At 68.2% G+C, this 17,228-nt stretch carries 13 protein-coding genes and 1 riboswitch; of the genes, 9 read left to right on the top strand and 4 right to left on the bottom strand.

Going from position 1 to position 17,228, the window contains the following annotated elements:
• Positions 1-54: 54 nt before the first annotated feature.
• The 3 genes from ACVCMI_RS13790 to ACVCMI_RS13800 all read right to left on the bottom strand — a co-directional run bounded on the left by ACVCMI_RS13790 (position 55) and on the right by ACVCMI_RS13800 (position 2,036).
• Entirely contained in the window at positions 55-447 is a 393-nt protein-coding gene (locus ACVCMI_RS13790; RefSeq protein ID WP_447098428.1) for an RNA-binding S4 domain-containing protein, read from the bottom strand.
• A gap of 5 nt (positions 448-452) precedes the next feature.
• Positions 453-1,043: a response regulator gene (locus tag ACVCMI_RS13795; RefSeq protein ID WP_447098427.1), complete on the bottom strand. Its 591-nt coding sequence runs from the start codon at positions 1,041-1,043 to the stop codon at positions 453-455.
• Between the two features lie 81 nt (positions 1,044-1,124).
• Positions 1,125-2,036 (bottom strand): AEC family transporter, encoded by a 912-nt coding sequence (locus ACVCMI_RS13800; RefSeq protein WP_447098426.1) that lies wholly within the window; start codon positions 2,034-2,036, stop codon positions 1,125-1,127.
• Between the two features lie 90 nt (positions 2,037-2,126).
• On the opposite strand from ACVCMI_RS13800, the gene ACVCMI_RS13805 reads away from it, so the two are divergent.
• The 5 genes from ACVCMI_RS13805 (at position 2,127) to ACVCMI_RS13825 (ending at position 7,822) form a co-directional block, all read left to right on the top strand.
• Complete coding sequence (locus tag ACVCMI_RS13805; protein ID WP_447098425.1) at positions 2,127-3,290, top strand: phosphotransferase enzyme family protein; 1,164 nt, start codon at positions 2,127-2,129, stop codon at positions 3,288-3,290.
• 146 nt (positions 3,291-3,436) lie between these two features.
• Positions 3,437-3,534, top strand: a riboswitch (TPP riboswitch).
• A gap of 57 nt (positions 3,535-3,591) precedes the next feature.
• Positions 3,592-5,769 (top strand): TonB-dependent siderophore receptor, encoded by a 2,178-nt coding sequence (locus tag ACVCMI_RS13810; protein ID WP_447098424.1) that lies wholly within the window; start codon positions 3,592-3,594, stop codon positions 5,767-5,769.
• A complete protein-coding gene (gene pnuC / locus ACVCMI_RS13815; RefSeq protein ID WP_395119604.1) occupies positions 5,766-6,335 on the top strand; it encodes a nicotinamide riboside transporter PnuC in 570 nt (189 codons plus the stop codon). Before ACVCMI_RS13810 ends, pnuC begins: the two co-directional genes overlap by 4 nt.
• A 62-nt stretch (positions 6,336-6,397) precedes the next feature.
• A complete protein-coding gene (locus ACVCMI_RS13820; protein ID WP_395119605.1) occupies positions 6,398-7,102 on the top strand; it encodes a glutathione S-transferase N-terminal domain-containing protein in 705 nt (234 codons plus the stop codon).
• 93 nt (positions 7,103-7,195) lie between these two features.
• Positions 7,196-7,822 (top strand): DUF4124 domain-containing protein, encoded by a 627-nt coding sequence (locus ACVCMI_RS13825; RefSeq protein WP_447098423.1) that lies wholly within the window; start codon positions 7,196-7,198, stop codon positions 7,820-7,822.
• Positions 7,823-7,869: 47 nt separating this feature from the next.
• Here ACVCMI_RS13825 and ACVCMI_RS13830 read toward each other — a convergent pair whose 3' ends face one another.
• Positions 7,870-9,204, bottom strand: coding sequence for a M48 family metallopeptidase (locus ACVCMI_RS13830; RefSeq protein ID WP_447098422.1), 1,335 nt, complete (start codon positions 9,202-9,204; stop codon positions 7,870-7,872).
• A gap of 116 nt (positions 9,205-9,320) precedes the next feature.
• On the opposite strand from ACVCMI_RS13830, the gene ACVCMI_RS13835 reads away from it, so the two are divergent.
• From ACVCMI_RS13835 to ACVCMI_RS13850, 4 genes are all read left to right on the top strand, one after another.
• Positions 9,321-9,998 carry a DUF502 domain-containing protein gene (locus ACVCMI_RS13835; protein ID WP_395119608.1) on the top strand — a complete coding sequence of 226 codons (678 nt, stop codon included), beginning with the start codon at positions 9,321-9,323 and terminating at the stop codon, positions 9,996-9,998.
• Between the two features lie 123 nt (positions 9,999-10,121).
• A complete protein-coding gene (locus ACVCMI_RS13840) occupies positions 10,122-12,248 on the top strand; it encodes a M13 family metallopeptidase (protein WP_447098421.1) in 2,127 nt (708 codons plus the stop codon).
• 210 nt (positions 12,249-12,458) lie between these two features.
• The gene (locus ACVCMI_RS13845) at positions 12,459-14,585 is read left to right on the top strand and encodes a M13 family metallopeptidase (protein ID WP_447098420.1); all 2,127 of its coding nucleotides are present in this window, start codon (positions 12,459-12,461) and stop codon (positions 14,583-14,585) included.
• Between the two features lie 281 nt (positions 14,586-14,866).
• Positions 14,867-17,203, top strand: a complete 2,337-nt coding sequence (locus tag ACVCMI_RS13850; RefSeq protein WP_447098419.1) for a catecholate siderophore receptor Fiu — start codon at positions 14,867-14,869, stop codon at positions 17,201-17,203.
• Positions 17,204-17,228 lie beyond the last annotated feature (25 nt).

The following is a 17,228-nucleotide window of genomic DNA, read 5'->3' on the forward strand; positions in this document are numbered from 1 at the left end:
ATGCTCGCGCAGAGCGACGCAGCAATGTGCGACGCAGTACTCAGCCTGAACTTGTCAGCGCAAGTCCTTGATCTTTCGCAATTGCCGACGGGCTTGCTTGTCGGGTCGATGCGCTGGATGATCCAGCGCCGCGCCACTCAGGCGACGCTGTTCGCGCAATGCCTCGGCCGCCTCGCGACTGGCCTCGGTTTCCCGATACAGCAACTGCGCCTCGCTGGCCGGCCCGCGCCGCGATGCCAGCGCGAGCACGTCCAGCTCCAGGCGCTCGTGCCCGCGGCTGACCTGCAGCCGATCACCGACGTGCACGGCCCGGGAAGGTTTGCAGCGCGCGCCACCGAGTTCCACCCGTCCCGCCTCGATGGCCGTGCGGGCCAGGCCGCGGGTCTTGAAGAAGCGTGCCGCCCACAGCCAGATGTCGAGACGCAGCTCGCCGCGTTCCTCGGGCATGCCGCTCAGTTCGTTTCGCCCGGAGGCGGCACCAGATCCTGCGGATCGGGCATGGCGATGTCCGGAATGGCCGCCTGCTCGTCGGCGCTGAGCACCGGCTCGGCCGCCGCCACCGGCACGCTGGTGCGCGGTCGCACCACCAGGCGGCCGGACTGGGTCAGGTGCTGCAGGCGCGCAAACACCTCGCCGCGGCCGAACGGCTTTTTCATGAAGTCGTCGGCGCCGAATCGCTGCACGTAGAACTGCTCGGTGGCCTGCAGGTTGCCGCTGATCATCACGATCGGGATGTCGTGGGTGAGCGCTTCGCGGCGCAACGCGCGCAGCACGGCGAAGCCGTTCATGCCGGGCATCACGATGTCCAGGAAAATCAGGTCGGGCAATTCGTTGCGGGCCAGCTCGAGCGCGCTCTCGCCGTCGGCCGCCTTGAACACCACGTGGCCGTCCTGGGTGAGCATCTTGCCCAGCACCGCGCGAATGGTCGGCGAGTCGTCGACCACCAGGATGTGCGCTTCCTTGGGCACGCCACTGCGCGGCACCGCACGACGCTCGCCGTGTTCGTTGCCGAAAATCCGCCGTATCAGCTCAAAGCCGGACATGACGCGAGCCCCTTCCCCCGGGAAATCCCCGCCCAGTCTCGACGCAGCGCGGCCGCGACGCAAGCGTCCGCACCGCGTCGCTCACCACGCCGCGCCGACCATCAGATAGTTGGCCAGCGGGACGGTCAGCAGCGACAGCACGATGCCCGCGCCCAGCACGGTGTTGGCCAACGCCGGGTCGAGCTCGTACTCGTCGGCCAGGATCGCCGCCGACACCATCGGCGCCATCGCCGCCTGCAGCACGCCCACCGTGAGCACCAGGCCCTCCACGCCCGCCGCCGTGCCCATCAGCCAGCACAGCAGCGGCGCCAGCAGCAGCTTCCAGCCCAACCCCCAGGCGGCCGCGCCGAGCTGACGCTGGCCGGGATGGAACTTGAACTGCAAACCGACCGAGAACAGCGCCAGCGGCGTCAGCGTGGCCCCGATCGGCGCGAACACCCCGTCGAGCCACTCCGGCCAGCCACCGAGGCGGCCCACCGCTATGCCCAGCAACAAGGCCAGGAACGGCGGAAACGAAAACACGCGGCGCAGCATCGGGCGCAGCTGCGGCGTGCGTCCGGAATAAAGCGACGCCACCACGATGCCCGCCGACGCCAGCACCGGAAACGCGCCCAGCTGATCGGCGACCACGGCCAGCGCCAGGCCGGCCTTGCCGTGCAGCGCCTGCACCATCGGATAACCCATGTAGGCGGTGTTGCCCAGCCCGCACACCAGGATCAGCGAACCGGTGCGCTGCCGCGACCAGCCCAGCCGCGGGCCGAGCAGGCCGAACAGCAACCAGGCGCCGCCGAAGGTGAGCCACATCGCGGCCACCACGAACCACAGGTCGGGGTTGAACTTCAGCTTCGGGATCAGCTCCAGCACCAGCGCCGCCAGCGCCACGTTCAGCACCCACCAGTTGATGCCTTGCACGATGCCCGCCGGCGGCCGCGCGAAACGCGCCACCACGACGCCGAGCAGCAGGCAGACGAACAGCAGCAGCAAGGCACTCATGGGATGCGCACGGACCCGGGCAAAGAGCGTCATTAGACGCGAAAAACACCGTCGGCCGAAAGGCGCAGCGGCTGGGCGATAATCGTGCCGATGCCAAAGCCGACCGCCCCTGCAGACCCCGATCACCTCGTGCACGGCCTGGCCGGCGACGATATCGCTCCCGACTGGCCGGCTCTCGTCGCGCCGGAACTGCAGGTGCTGCTGAGCCGCTTTCCGCAAACCGGCGCCTTGCGGCGAGTCGTCTGGCACAGTCCGCGCCCGCTCTCGGCGGCCTGTCTGGTCGACACCGAAGCCGGCACGCTGTTCGTCAAGCGCCATCATCATCGGGTGCGCTCGGCCGCCACGCTGACGGAGGAACACCGCTACATCGCGCACCTGCGCCGGCACGGACTGCCGCTGGCCGACGTGTTGCGCGACGCCGACGGCGACACCGCCATCGCCATCGGCGACTGGGTCTACGAAGTGCATCGGCGCGCCGCGGGCATCGACCTGTACCGCGAGCTGGTCTCGTGGCAGCCATTGCCGAACCCGTTCCACGCGCACCGCGCCGGCCGCATGCTGGCGCGGCTGCACGACGCCGGCGCCGACTACGCGGCGCCCCAGCGCAGCACCCACATTCTGGTGGCACGCAGCGAGCTGATCGCCGCTGCCGATCCGGTGGCGGCACTGGAATCGCAGTTGCCGCAGCGACCCGGCCTCGCCGTTTACTTGCGCGGCCGGCCCTGGCAGCGCGAGTTCGCCGACCTGCTCGCGCCATGGCACGCGCGCCTGCAGCCAGCGCTGGCCCGGCAACCACGGCTGTGGACGCACGGCGACTGGCACGTCTCCAACCTCTGCTGGAGCGGCAGCGGCGACGACGCCGACATCACCGCCGTGCTCGATTTCGGCCTGGCCGCGGCGAACTGCGCGCTGTTCGACCTCGCCACCGCGATCGAGCGCAATGCGGTCGCATGGCTGGCGCTGGATACCGGTGCGGCGGCGATCCATCCGTCCATCGCCCGCGCGCTGATCGAGGGTTATCGGGAAATCCGCCCACTCGCCCGCGACGACCTGCAACTGCTGGCCGACCTGCTGCCGCTGGTGCACGTGGATTTCGCCCTGTCCGAAGTGGAGTACTTCCACGCCATCACGCATGCGCCCGCGCACGCCGACATCGCCTGGGACACCTTCCTGCGCGGGCACGCGGCATGGTTCCGCACATCCGCCGGGCAGGCCCTGTTACAAACCATCCGCACCCTCGCCACCGGCGCGTAGGGCGGGCACGGCCCGCCGCTCTTGCTCCTCGATTCACGGTGGCACGACACGAAAAGCCGGCGGGCCGTGCCCGCCCTACGCGCCGGTGGCGTTGCGGCACGCCAGGGCGATTCGGCAGGCCGCGCCCATTCGTGTTTCAATACGCATTCTTGAAGCGGGGGTGCCCGGCAAAACGCCGGGCTGAGAGAGTCCCTTGGAACCTGATCCGGTCAATACCGGCGTAGGGAGCTTGCAGAGTCGGATCGTTCTCGCGAACGTACCGGTTCGCCGTCGCTTCGTCCGCTACCCGAAGACGACGACGATGACCCGCACTCCCCTCGCCCTGGCCCTGCTTGCCGCCCTTGCCGCCAACGGCGCGGCCGCCACCGGCAGCGCCACCCCGCAACCCGATACCCCGCAGGCCGTCGATCTGGCCACCGTGCACGTGCGCGGACAGGCGCCGGAGCACCCGCGCGACAGCGACCTCGACAGCTACGGCCGCGCCACGCTGCACGACACGCCGGCGTCGATCACCGTGGTGGCGCGCCAGCAGCTGGACGACCGGCAGATCCGCACGCTCAGCGAACTGGCCCGCGAGGATGCCGCGCTGGGCGACAACTACGCGCCGGTCGGCTACTACCAGGACATCGCGATCCGCGGCTACGTGCTGGACCCCGCTACCGGCTTTCGCAGCAACGGCCTGACCATCGCCGGCGAGCAGAAGGTGCCGCTGGAAGACGTGCAGCAGGTGCAGATCCTGAAAGGCCTGGCGGGCCTGGAAGCCGGCGTGATGGAGCCCGGCGGCGTGGTCAATTACGTCAGCAAGCGGCCGGCCGACGTGCGCAGCGTCACCCTGGGCACCGATTCGCACGGCTCGCGCCACGTCGCAGTCGACGTCGGCGGCTGGCTCACGCCGCAGTTCGGCGTGCGCGTCAACGCGGCCCACGAGGACATCCATTCGTATGTGCACCACGCCAACGGCCGACGCAGCATGCTGGCGCTGGCGGCGGACTGGAAGATCAGCGAGCGCACCACGCTGGAGCTGGACGGCAACTACCAGACCAGCGGCCAGCGTTCGGTGTCGGGCTACCAGTTGCTCGGCGGCACGACGCTGCCGGCGCACCCGGACGCCACGCGCATGCTGGGCTATCAGCCGTGGCAGCAGCCGGTGGGTATCCGGTCGTCCAACAGCAGCGTGCGCATCGAGCACGCCTTCAGCGACGACTGGCACCTGCGCGTCGCCGGCGGCCACAGCCGCAGCGTGATCGACGACAACGTGGCGTTCGCCTACGGCTGCTTCTACGCCAGCGAATGCGCCGACGGCAGCGTGCCCGGCTGGTTCTTCGCGCCGAACGGCGACTACGACATCTACGATTTCCGCAGCCCCGACGACACCCGCATCAGCGACGAGGCCCGCGCCGTGCTCGAAGGCCGTTTCGCCACCGGCGCGCTCAGCCACGAACTGAGCCTGGGCGCCGGCGCGTTCCGTCGCACCATCGATCGCCGCGCCTACGTCTACGACTACGTCGGCACCGGCAACATCGACCAGGCCGACCCACCCATCTTCGCGCCCTCGCCGAACCAGCCCGGCCCTTCGGTGCGCCGGCTCACCAGTTGGCAGCATTCGCTGTTCGCGCTGGATCGCATGCACCTGGGCGAGCGCTGGCAGCTGATCGCCGGCGCCCGACTGGCACGCCTGCACGAGCGCAGCTACGACGACAGCGGTGCGCCCGAGCGCACCACCCGCTTGCGCAAGGCGTTGCCGCAGGCCGCCGTGTTGTGGCAGCCGAACGCACCGACCACCGTATACCTGAGCTACAGCGAAGGCCTGTCGCTGGGCATCGAGGCGCCGTACTGGACCAGCAACGGCGGCAGCACGCTGGGGCCGCGGCTGTCGCGCCAGCTCGAAGCCGGCGTCAAGCTGCAGGCCACCGATGCGCTGGCGCTGAGCGGCGCGCTCTACCGCATCCACCAGCCCTTCCAGTTCGCCCGGCCGGACGGCACGCCCGAGGGATTCACCTTCGTGCAGCAAGGCAATGAAGTGCATACGGGTGTCGAGCTGGGCGCGAACGGCCGGCTCGGCGACAACCTGCGCGTGATCGCCAGCGCCAGCGTCATCCAGGCCCGCGCCGAAGGCAGCGGCACGCCCGCGTACGAGGGCCACCAGTTGACCAACGTGCCGCGCCTGCGTACCGCCGTATTCCTCGACTACCGCCTGCCGTCCGCGCCGGCGCTGAGTCTGCTCGGCGGCTGGCGCCACGCATCGGCCAACGTCGCCACGCCCGATGGCGCCGTGCGCGTACCGTCGTACGACGTGTTCGACGCCGGCCTGCGCTACACCACGCCGTGGCGCGGCCACGCGCTGACCTGGCGGTTGTCGGTGGACAACGTGTTCAACCACTTCTACTGGCGCGACACCGGTTCGGCCGGCGGCGATCGCTACCTGTTCCCGGGTGCGCCGCGGCTGGCGCGGCTCTCCGTCAGCTACGACTTCCAGTGATCTGGATCGAACTCGCCGGCGCGCTGATCAGCGCCTGGGCCGTCTGGCTCACCGCCAGGCGGCGGCCCTGGTGCTGGCCGGTCGGGTTGGTGTCGGTGCTGGTCTACGGCTGGATCTTCATCGACGCCAGGCTGTATTCCGACGCCCTGCTGCAGCTCGCCTTCGCCGGCCTGATCGTCTACGGCTGGCGACGCTGGCTGCAGAACCTGGACGACGACGGTCGCGTCCAGCTCGCCCCGCTGCCGCTGATGCAGGCGATCGTCCACCTGACCATCGGTACCGTCGCGGCATTGCTGCTCGGCTATTCGATGCATCGGTGGACCGATGCCGCGCTGCCCTGGCTAGATGCGGCACTCACCGCCTTCAGCCTGGTCGCGCAGTGGTGGCAGGGCCGCCGCCACATCGCGGCGTGGTGGCTGTGGATTGCGGTGGACGTGATCTATGTCGGCGAATACATCTACAAGCACCTGCTGATCACCTCGGTGCTCTACGCCGGCTTCGTGGTGCTGGCGGCGATCGGCTTGCGCGCGTGGCGGCAAGCCGGGCGCGCCGCTGCGGCGGCTTGATTTCACGGCACACGGTGCCCGTCGGGGCACAATGGGCGATTCCGCAACCAGGACGAAACAGCATGCCCGACCTGTCCCGTTTTCCGATCACCGCGCGCTGGCCCGCGCGGCACCCCGAACGCATCCAGCTGTATTCGCTCAACACGCCCAACGGCGTGAAAGCGTCGATCATGCTGGAGGAAACCGGGTTGCCGTACGAGCCGCACCTGGTCGACATCACCAACGACGAAAGCCACACGCCGGAGTTCCTGTCGATCAACCCCAACGGCAAGATTCCCGCGATCATCGACCCCGACGGCCCCGGCGGCGAGCCGCTGGCGCTGTTCGAATCCGGCGCCATCCTGCTGTACCTGGCCGACAAGACCGGCAGCTTCATTCCCGCCGAACCCGCGCGGCGCTGGGAGTGCATCCAGTGGGTGTTCTTCCAGATGGCGTCGATCGGCCCGATGTTCGGCCAGCTCGGTTACTTCAACAAGTTCGCCGGCAGGGAGATCGCCGACAAGCGCCCGCGCGAGCGCTACGCCAACGAATCGAAACGACTGCTCGCCGTACTCGAGGCTCGCCTCGCGGGCCGCGACTGGATCATGGGCGACGACTACGGCATCGCCGACATCGCCACGCTGGGCTGGGTGAACAACCTGATCACCTTCTACGAGGCGCGCGAGCTGGTCGACTACGACCGCCTCGTGCACGTGCCCGCCTGGCTGGAGCGCGGCATGGCGCGGCCGGCGGTGGCGCGCGGCCTGCAGATCCCGCGGCGCGGCTGAACCGGGCGCCTGCGGGCTGGACGAAGGTACGCGCCGGGGGCAAGCTTCCAGTCACGCGGCATCCAGTCGCGCTGCCGCAAAGTGGCCATCACCATGAACGACTCGATCGCCTCATCGTTGCTGCCCGGCCTGGCGCTGGCCTTGTGGTTGCTGGCCCCGGCGGCCGGCGCCCAGAACATCTACAAGTGCCCGCAGGCCGGCGGCGGCGTAGCCTATACCGATCACCCCTGTGCCGACGGCAAGGGCCAGCTGCTGCACCAGGCCGACGACAGCGAGGTGATCGACCGCTACCTGCGCCTGGGCCAGCACGACCTCGCCAGGCAGTACGCCCACGCGCGCCATCTCGACGCGTTGTACGAGGAGCGCGTGGCCGCCTATCGGCAGGCGCAGGAGGACGCCGAACAACGCCGCTACGACGAGGCGCTCGCCGCGCAGCAGCGCGAGGATGCCGCGCGCCGGCAGGCGCAGCTCGACCAGGAGGCCGAGCGCAACCAGTTGCAGGTCGAGAACGACACCCTGCGCCAGCAGAACGACCAGTATCGCGAGGCGTTGTCCCAGCCGGTGGACGACTACGCGCCGCTCTACTGGGGGGCGCCGGCGCCGCCGTATCGACACCGCCCGCACGACCACGACGGCGATCACGGCCATCGCTGGACGCCGCCCCCACCGCCGACCTACCAGCCGTGCACGCAACTCGCCGGCGGCCGGGTGCAGTGCTGAGGCCGCATCCGGACCGCCGTCGCCGCTGAGGCGCGCAGGCGCCCGATTCAGCGCGCCGCTTGCGGTATGTCGGCACCCTGGCGGCGAACCCCCGGATCATCCAGATGCTCGGCCTTCCACACCATCGCGCGATGGATGCGCTGCCAGCCACTGGGATGGTCGAAGAACAGGAACTCCTCGACCGGACCGGGATGCATCTTGCGGTACTCGGACAACTGCACCGCGACATGCGCAAAACCATCCGGCTGGCGTGCCGCGTTCAGGCCGAACGCGTCGGCCTCGGCCTCCATGCTGCGGGTGATGGTGTTGTTCACCGGCGTCATGAAGAACATGAAGATCGCGAACAGCGCCGCGATCAGCGGCAAACCCGCCACGTCGCCCACGTCGCGCAACTGCCAGCGTTCGCCCCAGCGCTGCTGCGCCCAGCCGAAGCCCCAGCGCACGAAGGCGAAGCCGATCACGATGATGACGCCGAAGAACACGATGCCCTTGTAGATGTGGTTGAGCACGTAGTGGCCCATCTCGTGCCCGAGCACGGCCTTGATCTCTTCCGGCGAGCTGCGCTTGAGCAGGTTGTCGTTGAGGCTGATGCGGGTGGTGCCGAACATGCCGCTGACGTTGGCGCTGATGCGCTTGCTCTGCCGCGAGGCGTCGAACCAGTACACGTCCGAGGCGGGGATGCCGTTGGCGCGCGCCATCGACAGGACCTGCTCCTTCAGCGGGCTCTCCGGCAGCGACTGGTAGGTATTGAACAGCGGCGAGATGTAGACCGGCGCGATGGTGGCCATGAACATCACGAACACGATGGCCACCCCCGCGCCCCACAACCACCAGGTGCGCGTGGCGCGCCGGATCACCGCATAGATCAGCACCAGCGCCAGCGTGCCGAAGATCAGCCCCACCGCCAGCCCCTTGGCTTGCTCGCCCAGCCAGCCGCCGAGGCCCAGATTCGACAAGCCGTACTGGTGCTCGCGGAAATAACCTTCGTACAGCGCCCACGGCAGGGTCAGCACGGTCGTCAGCACGATGTATTGGATCGCGTAGATCGCCGTCTGCAGCCAGCGCCAGCGGGTGAGTCGCTCGGCGAGGTTGCGCATGCGCGCCGAGAGCCGCGTGCCGAGCAGCAGCCACGCCACGCCCAGGGCCACCAGCAGATCCCAGCCGGTCAGCCAGTAACCGCCCTCGAAGTAGGCATCGGAATTGGCTCGCTGTGCCGGCGTCAGCTCGGCCATGTAGGCCTGGGTGGCAGCATCGGCGTCGAACGCCGCCGCCGCGGATACCGCCGGCGCCGGAGCCGCTGCGGTGGACGAAGGTATTGCTTGCGCGTGGATCGCGCCGACGACAAACCATGCAAGCAGCAGCACGCCGATCAGCTTCTTCATGACTCCCCCATCCCCATGTGGAGCCAGCACGCTAACCCAATCGCCGGAAGCCCGCCACCACGCCCGTCGCCGCGCCGGTCGCCTACAATGCGGGACACGACCCGCCGGATCGATCCATGCCCCCGCTCCGCCTCAAACGCTATCTGCTGACCGGCCTGCTGACCTTCATCCCGTTGTGGGTGACCTGGCTGGTATTCAATTTCGTGCTGGGCGTGCTGGCCGGGATCGGCGCGCCGATGGTCGAGGCCCTGCTCGGCACGCTGGCGCTGGTGGCACCGCGTGCCGCCGAGTCGCTGAAGATGGAATGGCTCACCTACATCGCCGCCCTGCTGATCACGCTGGGCTCGCTGTACCTGCTCGGCTTCGTGGCAAACCGGGTGATCGGCCAGCGCTTCCTCAATGCCTTCGACAACCTGCTCGCGCGCATCCCGCTGGTGCAGACCATCTACGGCGGCACCAAGAAGCTGATGGCGGTACTGCAGAACAAGCCCAGCGGCATGCAGCGCGTGGTGCTGGTGGACTTTCCGCGGCGCGGCATGAAGGTGGTGGGCTTCGTGACCCGGGTGATGATCGAGGAAGGCAGTGGCCGGGAGATCGCCGCGGTGTACATCCCGACCACGCCCAACCCCACCGGCGGCTATCTGGAACTGGTGCCGGTGGACGAGCTCGTCCCCACCGACTGGACCATGGACCAGGCCATGGCCTTCATCATTTCCGGCGGCGCGGTGGCGCCGGACAGCCTGCCGGCCGCGCCGGTCCGGCACGCCCTCAGCCCCTCACCCCCTGACCTTTGACACTGTCTGGCCCCTGTCGATTGGCCTAGCGTGAACGGCTGCGTCCGCGCGCCCGGGGAGCCTTTTGCGCGCGGCCATGTCCGCAACCTCAAACCGTCCAGATCCACCCATCGAGGGATATCCATGACCAAGCAGTACCTGAAGCCCCTGGCCCTTGCGGTCAGCCTGGCCCTGACCGTGAGCGCCTGCGGCAAGCAGGATGCCACCCCGGCCGATGCACCGGCGCCGACCGCCAGCACCGCACCGGCCGCCGCCGGCAGCACCGCGGCCGTCGACAGCAAGAGCATCTTCGACGTCAGCGAGCTGGGTGCGCCGGCCGAGGCGTGCACGGACTTCGACCAGTTCGTCAATGCCAAGTGGGTCGCCGCCAACCCGATCCCGAACGACCGCCCCCGCTGGGGCGCGTTCGACAAGCTGGCCGAGGACAGCCTCAACACCCAGCACACGATCGTCGAGAACGCCGCCAAGGGCGCCGACCAGGCTGCCGCCGGCTCGATCGAGCAGAAGATCGGCAACCTGTACAAGTCGGGCATGGACGAGGCCGCCATCGACAAGGCCGGCTTCGACCCGATCAAGCCCAAGCTGGCCGAGATCGATCAGCTGAAGAACGGCAACGACGTGGCCGCCTTCCTCGACAAGAGCTTCGCCCAGGGCGACATGCTGGTGTTCCAGTTCGGCGCCGGCGCCGACTTCAAGCACGCCGAAACGCAGATCGGCTACACCTTCCAGGATGGCCTGGGCCTGCCCACCAAGGACTACTACACCGACCCGAAGCATGCCGACCTGCGCAAGGCCTACCTCGACTACATCGCCAAGACGCTGGAGCTGACCGGCGTGTCCGCCGCCGACGCCAAGAAGCAGGCCGATGAAGTGATGGCGTTCGAGACCAGCCTGGCCGCCGCCTCGCTGGCGCCGGTCGAACTGCGCACCCCGGAAAACCAGTACCACTTCGTGAGCGTGGCCGAAGCGGACAAGATCACCCCGCACTTCAGCTGGGAGAACTTCTTCAAGGCCCAGGGCGTGACCATCGACAAGGGCTTCTCGCTGTCGCAGCCGAAGTTCTTCGCCGAGTTCGACAAGCTGCTGGCCAGCGCGCCGGCCAGCCAGTGGCAGGCGTACCTGCGCTTCCACACCATCGACGGCGCCGCCGATGCGCTGAGCAAGCCGTTCCGCGACAACCGCTTCGCCTTCTACGGCAAGACCCTCTCCGGCCAGCCGGAGCAGAAGCCGCGCTGGAAGCAGGTGCTGAATGCGGTCAACGGCTCGATGGGCATGGCGCTGGGCGAGCTGTACGTCAAGCAGGAGTTCACCCCCGAGGCCAAGCAGCGCGCCGAGGAACTGGTCACCAACATCCGCAACGCGCTGAAGGCGCGCATCCAGAACCTCGACTGGATGAGCGACGAAACCAAGGCCAAGGCGATCGCCAAGTGGGACACCTTCCTGCCCAAGATCGGCTACCCGGACAAGTTCCGCAGCTGGGACGGCCTGACCATCGTGCCGGACAACTACTACGCCAACCTCGAAGCAGCGTCGAAGTTCAACTACGACTACGACATCGCCAAGATCGGCAAGCCGACCGACCGCAAGGAATGGGGCATGACCCCGCAGACGGTCAACGCGTACTACAACCCCACCGACAACACGATCAACTTCCCGGCCGCGATCCTGCAGCCGCCGTTCTTCGATGCCAAGGCCGACGACGCGATCAATTACGGCGGCATCGGCGCGGTGATCGGTCACGAAGCCAGCCACGGCTTCGACGACGAAGGCAGCCAGTTCGACGGCGCCGGCAACAACGTGAACTGGTGGAGCAAGGCCGACCGCGCCAAGTTCGACGCCCGCACGGCCAAGCTGGTGCAGCAGTTCAACGACTACACGCCGATCAAGGACAAACCCGACGCGCACGTCAACGGCAAGCTGACCCTGGGCGAGAACATCGCCGACCTGGGCGGCCTCAACGTCGCCTACGACGCCTTGCAGGTGGCGCTGAAGCAGCACCCGGCCGAAGCCACACAGAAGATCGACGGCTACACCCAGGACCAGCGCTTCTTCCTCAACTGGGCGCGCGTGTGGCGCGGCAACATCCGCGAGCAGCAGGCGCTGCTGCGGCTGAACACCGACCCGCACGCCCCGGCCCCGCTGCGCGCGATCGGTGCGCCGTCCAACATGCCGGCGTTCGCGGCGGCGTTCCAGTGCAAGCCGGGCGACGCGATGGTGCGTCCGGCCGACAAGCAGGTGAAGATCTGGTAACCGCGCTCGTCGCAGCCGTTTGAGAACCGGGGCCCCGCATGCGAATGCGGGGCCCTTTTGCATGCCGGCCCCTGACCTTTGACACTGTTTGACCCATGACGTTTGGCCTAGCGTGAATCGGCATGGCCACGGCCTTGCCGGCCGTCGAACACCGGCCATCCGGACACCCACGCAACGCCTGCGGGCGAACCATCCATGGAGGCAATCCGCATGACCAAGACCCTTCTGAAACCGCTCGCGCTCGCCGTCAGCGCCGCGCTGGCGCTCACCGCGTGCGGCAAGCAGGAACCTGCCAGCACGCCGGCGACTCCGGCCGACGCGGCCAGCGCGGCCCCCGCATCCAGCAGCGCCGCCACGGCGGCAGCACCCAGCGTGTTCGACATCAGCGAGCTGGGCCAGGCCGCCGAGGCGTGCGCCGACTTCAACCAGTTCGTCAACGCCAAGTGGATCGCCGCCAACCCGATTCCGGCCGACCAGACCGTGTGGGGCTCGTTCAACCTGCTGCGCGAGAAGAGCCTGTCCGACCAGCACGCGCTGGTCGACGCGGCCGACAAGAACGCCGACAGCGCCACGCCCGGTTCGATCGAGCAGAAGATCGGCTGGCTGTACCGCTCCAGCATGAACATGGACGCGCGCAACAAGGCCGGCTTCGAGCCGCTCAAGCCCTACCTGGCGAAGATCGACGCGCTGAAGTCGAACAAGGACATCCCTGCCTGGCTCAACCAGTCCTTCGCCAAGGGCGACAGCGCGGTGTTCCGCTTCGGCGCGCGCGCCGACTACAAGAACGCCAGCATGCAGATCGCCTATGCGGTGCAGGGCGGCCTGGGCCTGCCCACGCCGGACTACTACACCGATGCCAAGTACAAGGACGTGCGCGCCGAGTACGTGAAATACCTGGCCAAGCTGTTCGAGCTCACCGGCACGCCGGCCAAGGACGCGGCCAACCAGGCCGACCTGGCCATGAAGTTCGAGACCGAGCTGGCCAGGCACTCCATCCCGCGGGTGGAGATGCGCAAGCCGGAGAACCAGTACCACTTCGTCACCGTGGCCGAGGCGAACAAGGTCACTCCGCATTTCGACTGGAACGATTTCTTCAAGGCGCAGGGCGTCACCATCGACAAGGGCTTCTCGCTTTCGCAGCCGAAGTTCTTCGCCGAAATGGACAAGCTGCTGGCCAGCGCGCCATTGGCCCAGTGGAAGGCCTATCTGACCGCCCACACGATCTCCGGCGCGGCCGACGTGTTGTCCGAGCCGTTCGTCGACGCCCGTTTCGATTTCTACGACAAGACCCTGCGCGGCCAGCCCGAGCAGAAACCGCAGTGGAAGCGCTCGCTGAGCGCGGTCAACGACGCCATGGGGCAGGCGCTGGGCCAGTTGTACGTGGCCAAGTATTTCCCGCCGGAAGCCAAGCAGCGCGCCGAGGAACTGGTCACCAACATCCGCAACGCGCTGAAGGCGCGCATCCAGAACCTCGACTGGATGAGCGACGAAACCAAGGCCAAGGCGATCGCCAAGTGGGAAACCTTCCTGCCCAAGATCGGCTACCCCGAAAAGTGGCGCAGCTGGGACGGCCTGAAGATCACCGCGGACAACTACTTCGCCAACATGGAGGCGGCGCAGCAGTTCGACCATGACTACGACATCGCCAAGATCGGCCAGCCGACCGACCGCCAGGAATGGTTCATGACGCCGCAGACGGTCAACGCGTACTACAACCCCACCGACAACACGATCAACTTCCCGGCCGCGATCCTGCAGCCGCCGTTCTTCTATGCCAAGGGCGACGACGCGATCAACTACGGCGGCATCGGCGCGGTGATCGGCCACGAGGCCAGCCACGGCTTCGACGACCAGGGCAGCCAGTTCGACGGCAGCGGCAACCTGGACAACTGGTGGACGGACGCCGACAAGAAGCAGTTCGACGAGCGCGCGCAGAAGCTGGTCGACCAGTTCGACAACTACGCGCCGCTGCCCGACCACCCGGACCTGCACGTCAACGGCAAGCTGACCCTGGGGGAGAACATCGCCGACCTGGGTGGCCTCAACATCGCCTACGACGCGCTGCAGACCGCGCTGAAGAATCAGCCGGCCGAGGCCACGCAGAAGATCGACGGCTACACCGAGGATCAGCGCTTCTTCCTCAACTGGGCGCGCGTGTGGCGTGGCAGCATCCGCGACAAGGCGCAGATGGTCTACCTCAACGCCGATCCGCATTCGCCGATGAAGTTCCGCGCGATCGGCGCGCCGTCCAACATGCCGGCGTTCGCCCAGGCGTTCCAGTGCAAGACCGGCGACGCGATGGTTCGCCCGGCCGACAAGCAGGTGAAGATCTGGTAACCGCCGCCGCGGCGGCAGGCGCAACGCCTCGCCGCCGCAGCCGAACATCGACAAGCAGGAAACACGAGGCCCCGCACGCTGCTGCGGGGCCTCTTGCTGTGTGATGCCTGTCGTTGGCGAATGGGCCTTGTTGCCTCGGTGAGTTATTGCAAATCATTCTCATTGGCAATATCGTGTGCGCCTTCACGGCCACCGCCGTCACTCCATTCGATCGACGGCGATGGCTGTCGCGCGTGCGGGACGGGGACCGGCCTGATTCCACACGACGCACAGGACCCCGCATGAGCCCGATCAAGAGCAGGAAACACCCCACCCGCCGCGCCCTCCCCGCGATGGCGCCCGGGTTGCTGACCACCGCCCTCCTCGGCAGCCTGGCCCTCGCCCCCGCGCATGCCGCCACGCCCGCCGACGCGGCTGCCGCGGACGCCCCGCTGGTCGCGCAGGCGCGCAACCTGCCGCGCGTGCAGGTGCGAGGCAGCGCCGGCGTCGACTACCGCATCGACGAGCTCTCATCGCACAAGTTCACCCAGCCGCTGCTGGACACCACGCAGACCATCAGCGTCATCGGCCGCGACCTGATCCAGCAGCAAGGCGCCACCACGCTTTCCGAGGCGTTGCGCAACAGCCCCGGCGTGGGCACCTTCTACGCTGGCGAAAACGGCGCCACCAGCACCGGCGACACGATGTACATGCGCGGCTTCGACAGCTCAGGCAGCATCTTCGTCGACGGCGTGCGTGACCTCGGCTCGGTCTCGCGCGACGTGTTCAACATCGAGCAGATCGAAGTCACCAAGGGCCCGGACGGCACCGAATACGGCCGCACCGCGCCGACCGGCGCGATCAACATGGTCAGCAAGCGCCCGCAGCTGGACAACGCCATCTCCGGCTCGCTGGGTTACGGCAGCGCCAGCCAGCAACGTGCCACCGCGGACTGGAACCAGGCGATCGGCGAAGACGCTGCCTTCCGCCTCAACGTGATGGGCCAGGACAGCGGCGTGCCGGGGCGCGACCGGGTGCAGAACAACCGCTGGGGCGTGGCGCCGTCGCTGGGCCTCGGCCTGGGCAGCGCCACCCGGATCTATCTCGACTACCTGCACGTGAAGCACGACAACGTGCCCGATGGCGGCGTCTCCACCATCGGCCTGCCCGGCTACGCCAGTCCCGATCCGACGCGGCCGTTCCTGTCCGACGCCGCTGCGGTTGACCCGCACAACTTCTACGGCACCCGGCAGGACCACGACGACGTGCAGGTCGACATGTTCACCGCGATCGTCGAACACGATTTCTCCGACCACCTCGCCGTGCACGACACCTTGCGCTGGGGCCGCACGCACCAGGATTACTTGCTCACCTCGTTCACGGCCACCGCGGCGCACCTGTCGACGCCGGACCCGGATGACCCCTCGACCTGGACGGTGGCGCGCAGCAACCCGACCTTCAAGCACCAGACCAACCGCATCCTCACCAACCAGACCAACCTCACCGCCAGCTTCGACACCGGCGCGGTCGGCCACGACCTCAGCGCCGGCATCGAGCTCAGCCGCGAGCAAGCCGCGACGCAGGGCATTGCCCCGCTCTCCGGCAGCACCTGGCCCCCGGCGAACCTGTACCGGCCCGACCCCGACCAGGGCGGCCTGGCCTACGCCCGCAACGGCGCCCACGGCAACGGCAAGACCGATACCGTCGCGGCCTACCTGTTCGACACGCTCAAATTCGGCGAGCGCTGGCAACTCAACGCCGGCGCGCGGCTGGACCATTACCGCACGCGGTTTGTCAGCACCGACGTCTGCGGCGGCCGGCGCGGCCCGGCCTGCGGCAGTCACCCGGCCGGCACGGTGCTGCCCAGCGTGGACGCGCGCCTCTCCGACAACCTGCCCAATTACAAACTCGGCGTGCTGTTCAAGCCCGTCGCCGCCGGCAGCATCTACGCCAACTTCGCCATGTCGCAGGAGCCACCGGGCGGCAACACGCTTACCCTCAGCAACGCGTCGAACAGTGCCGACAATCCCGACCTCGACCCCCAGCGCGCGCGCACCGTCGAGCTGGGCACGAAGTGGAGCGTGCTGGGCGACAGGCTGCTGCTGACCGGTGCGCTGTACCGCACCACGGTCAGCAACGACCTGGTGCAGGACCCGACCGATGGCCTGTACTACCAGGTCGGCAGGAAGCGCGTGCAAGGCGTGGAGATCGGCGCGGTCGGCAGGATCACCGACCGCTGGGCGGTGAGCACCGGCTATACCCGCATGGACGCCAAGGTCATCCGCGGCAGCGCGGTGACCAGCGACGGCTCCGCCGACCTGCCGTACACGCCGACCAGCGCGTTCACCGCGTGGACCACATACCGGCTGCCGTTCAACCTCACCCTCGGCGGCGGCGCACGCCATGCCGGCGGGATGAAGCGCGGCAGCGACGGCGCGGTCGGCACGCCGACCTTCACCCGCGGCTACTGGGTATTCGACGCGATGGCCAGCTTCGAGGTGAACACGCACCTCGACCTGCAGCTCAATGTCTACAATGTCTTCGACAAGCACTACATCGCGGCGATCAACAAGAGCGGCTACCGCTACACGCCGGCCATGCCGCGCTCGGCGATGCTCACCGCGCAGTTGCGCTTTTGACCCGCCGACCCACGCCATCACTTCC

Source organism: Rhodanobacter sp. UC4448_H15 (assembly GCF_052978265.1).

Bases quoted from the DNA above. Each gene is read 5' to 3' on its own strand.
- ACVCMI_RS13840 (WP_447098421.1), top strand. From the start codon at position 10,122: ATGACCAAGCAGTACCTGAAGCCCCTGGCCCTTGCGGTCAGCCTGGCC.
- ACVCMI_RS13810 (WP_447098424.1), top strand. From the start codon at position 3,592: ATGACCCGCACTCCCCTCGCCCTGGCCCTGCTTGCCGCCCTTGCCGCC.
- ACVCMI_RS13820 (WP_395119605.1), top strand. From the start codon at position 6,398: ATGCCCGACCTGTCCCGTTTTCCGATCACCGCGCGCTGGCCCGCGCGG.
- ACVCMI_RS13835 (WP_395119608.1), top strand. From the start codon at position 9,321: ATGCCCCCGCTCCGCCTCAAACGCTATCTGCTGACCGGCCTGCTGACC.
- ACVCMI_RS13830 (WP_447098422.1), bottom strand. From the start codon at position 9,204: ATGAAGAAGCTGATCGGCGTGCTGCTGCTTGCATGGTTTGTCGTCGGC.
- ACVCMI_RS13845 (WP_447098420.1), top strand. From the start codon at position 12,459: ATGACCAAGACCCTTCTGAAACCGCTCGCGCTCGCCGTCAGCGCCGCG.
- ACVCMI_RS13795 (WP_447098427.1), bottom strand. From the start codon at position 1,043: ATGTCCGGCTTTGAGCTGATACGGCGGATTTTCGGCAACGAACACGGC.
- ACVCMI_RS13800 (WP_447098426.1), bottom strand. From the start codon at position 2,036: ATGAGTGCCTTGCTGCTGCTGTTCGTCTGCCTGCTGCTCGGCGTCGTG.
- ACVCMI_RS13790 (WP_447098428.1), bottom strand. From the start codon at position 447: ATGCCCGAGGAACGCGGCGAGCTGCGTCTCGACATCTGGCTGTGGGCG.
- ACVCMI_RS13805 (WP_447098425.1), top strand. From the start codon at position 2,127: ATGCCAAAGCCGACCGCCCCTGCAGACCCCGATCACCTCGTGCACGGC.
- ACVCMI_RS13825 (WP_447098423.1), top strand. From the start codon at position 7,196: ATGAACGACTCGATCGCCTCATCGTTGCTGCCCGGCCTGGCGCTGGCC.
- ACVCMI_RS13850 (WP_447098419.1), top strand. From the start codon at position 14,867: ATGAGCCCGATCAAGAGCAGGAAACACCCCACCCGCCGCGCCCTCCCC.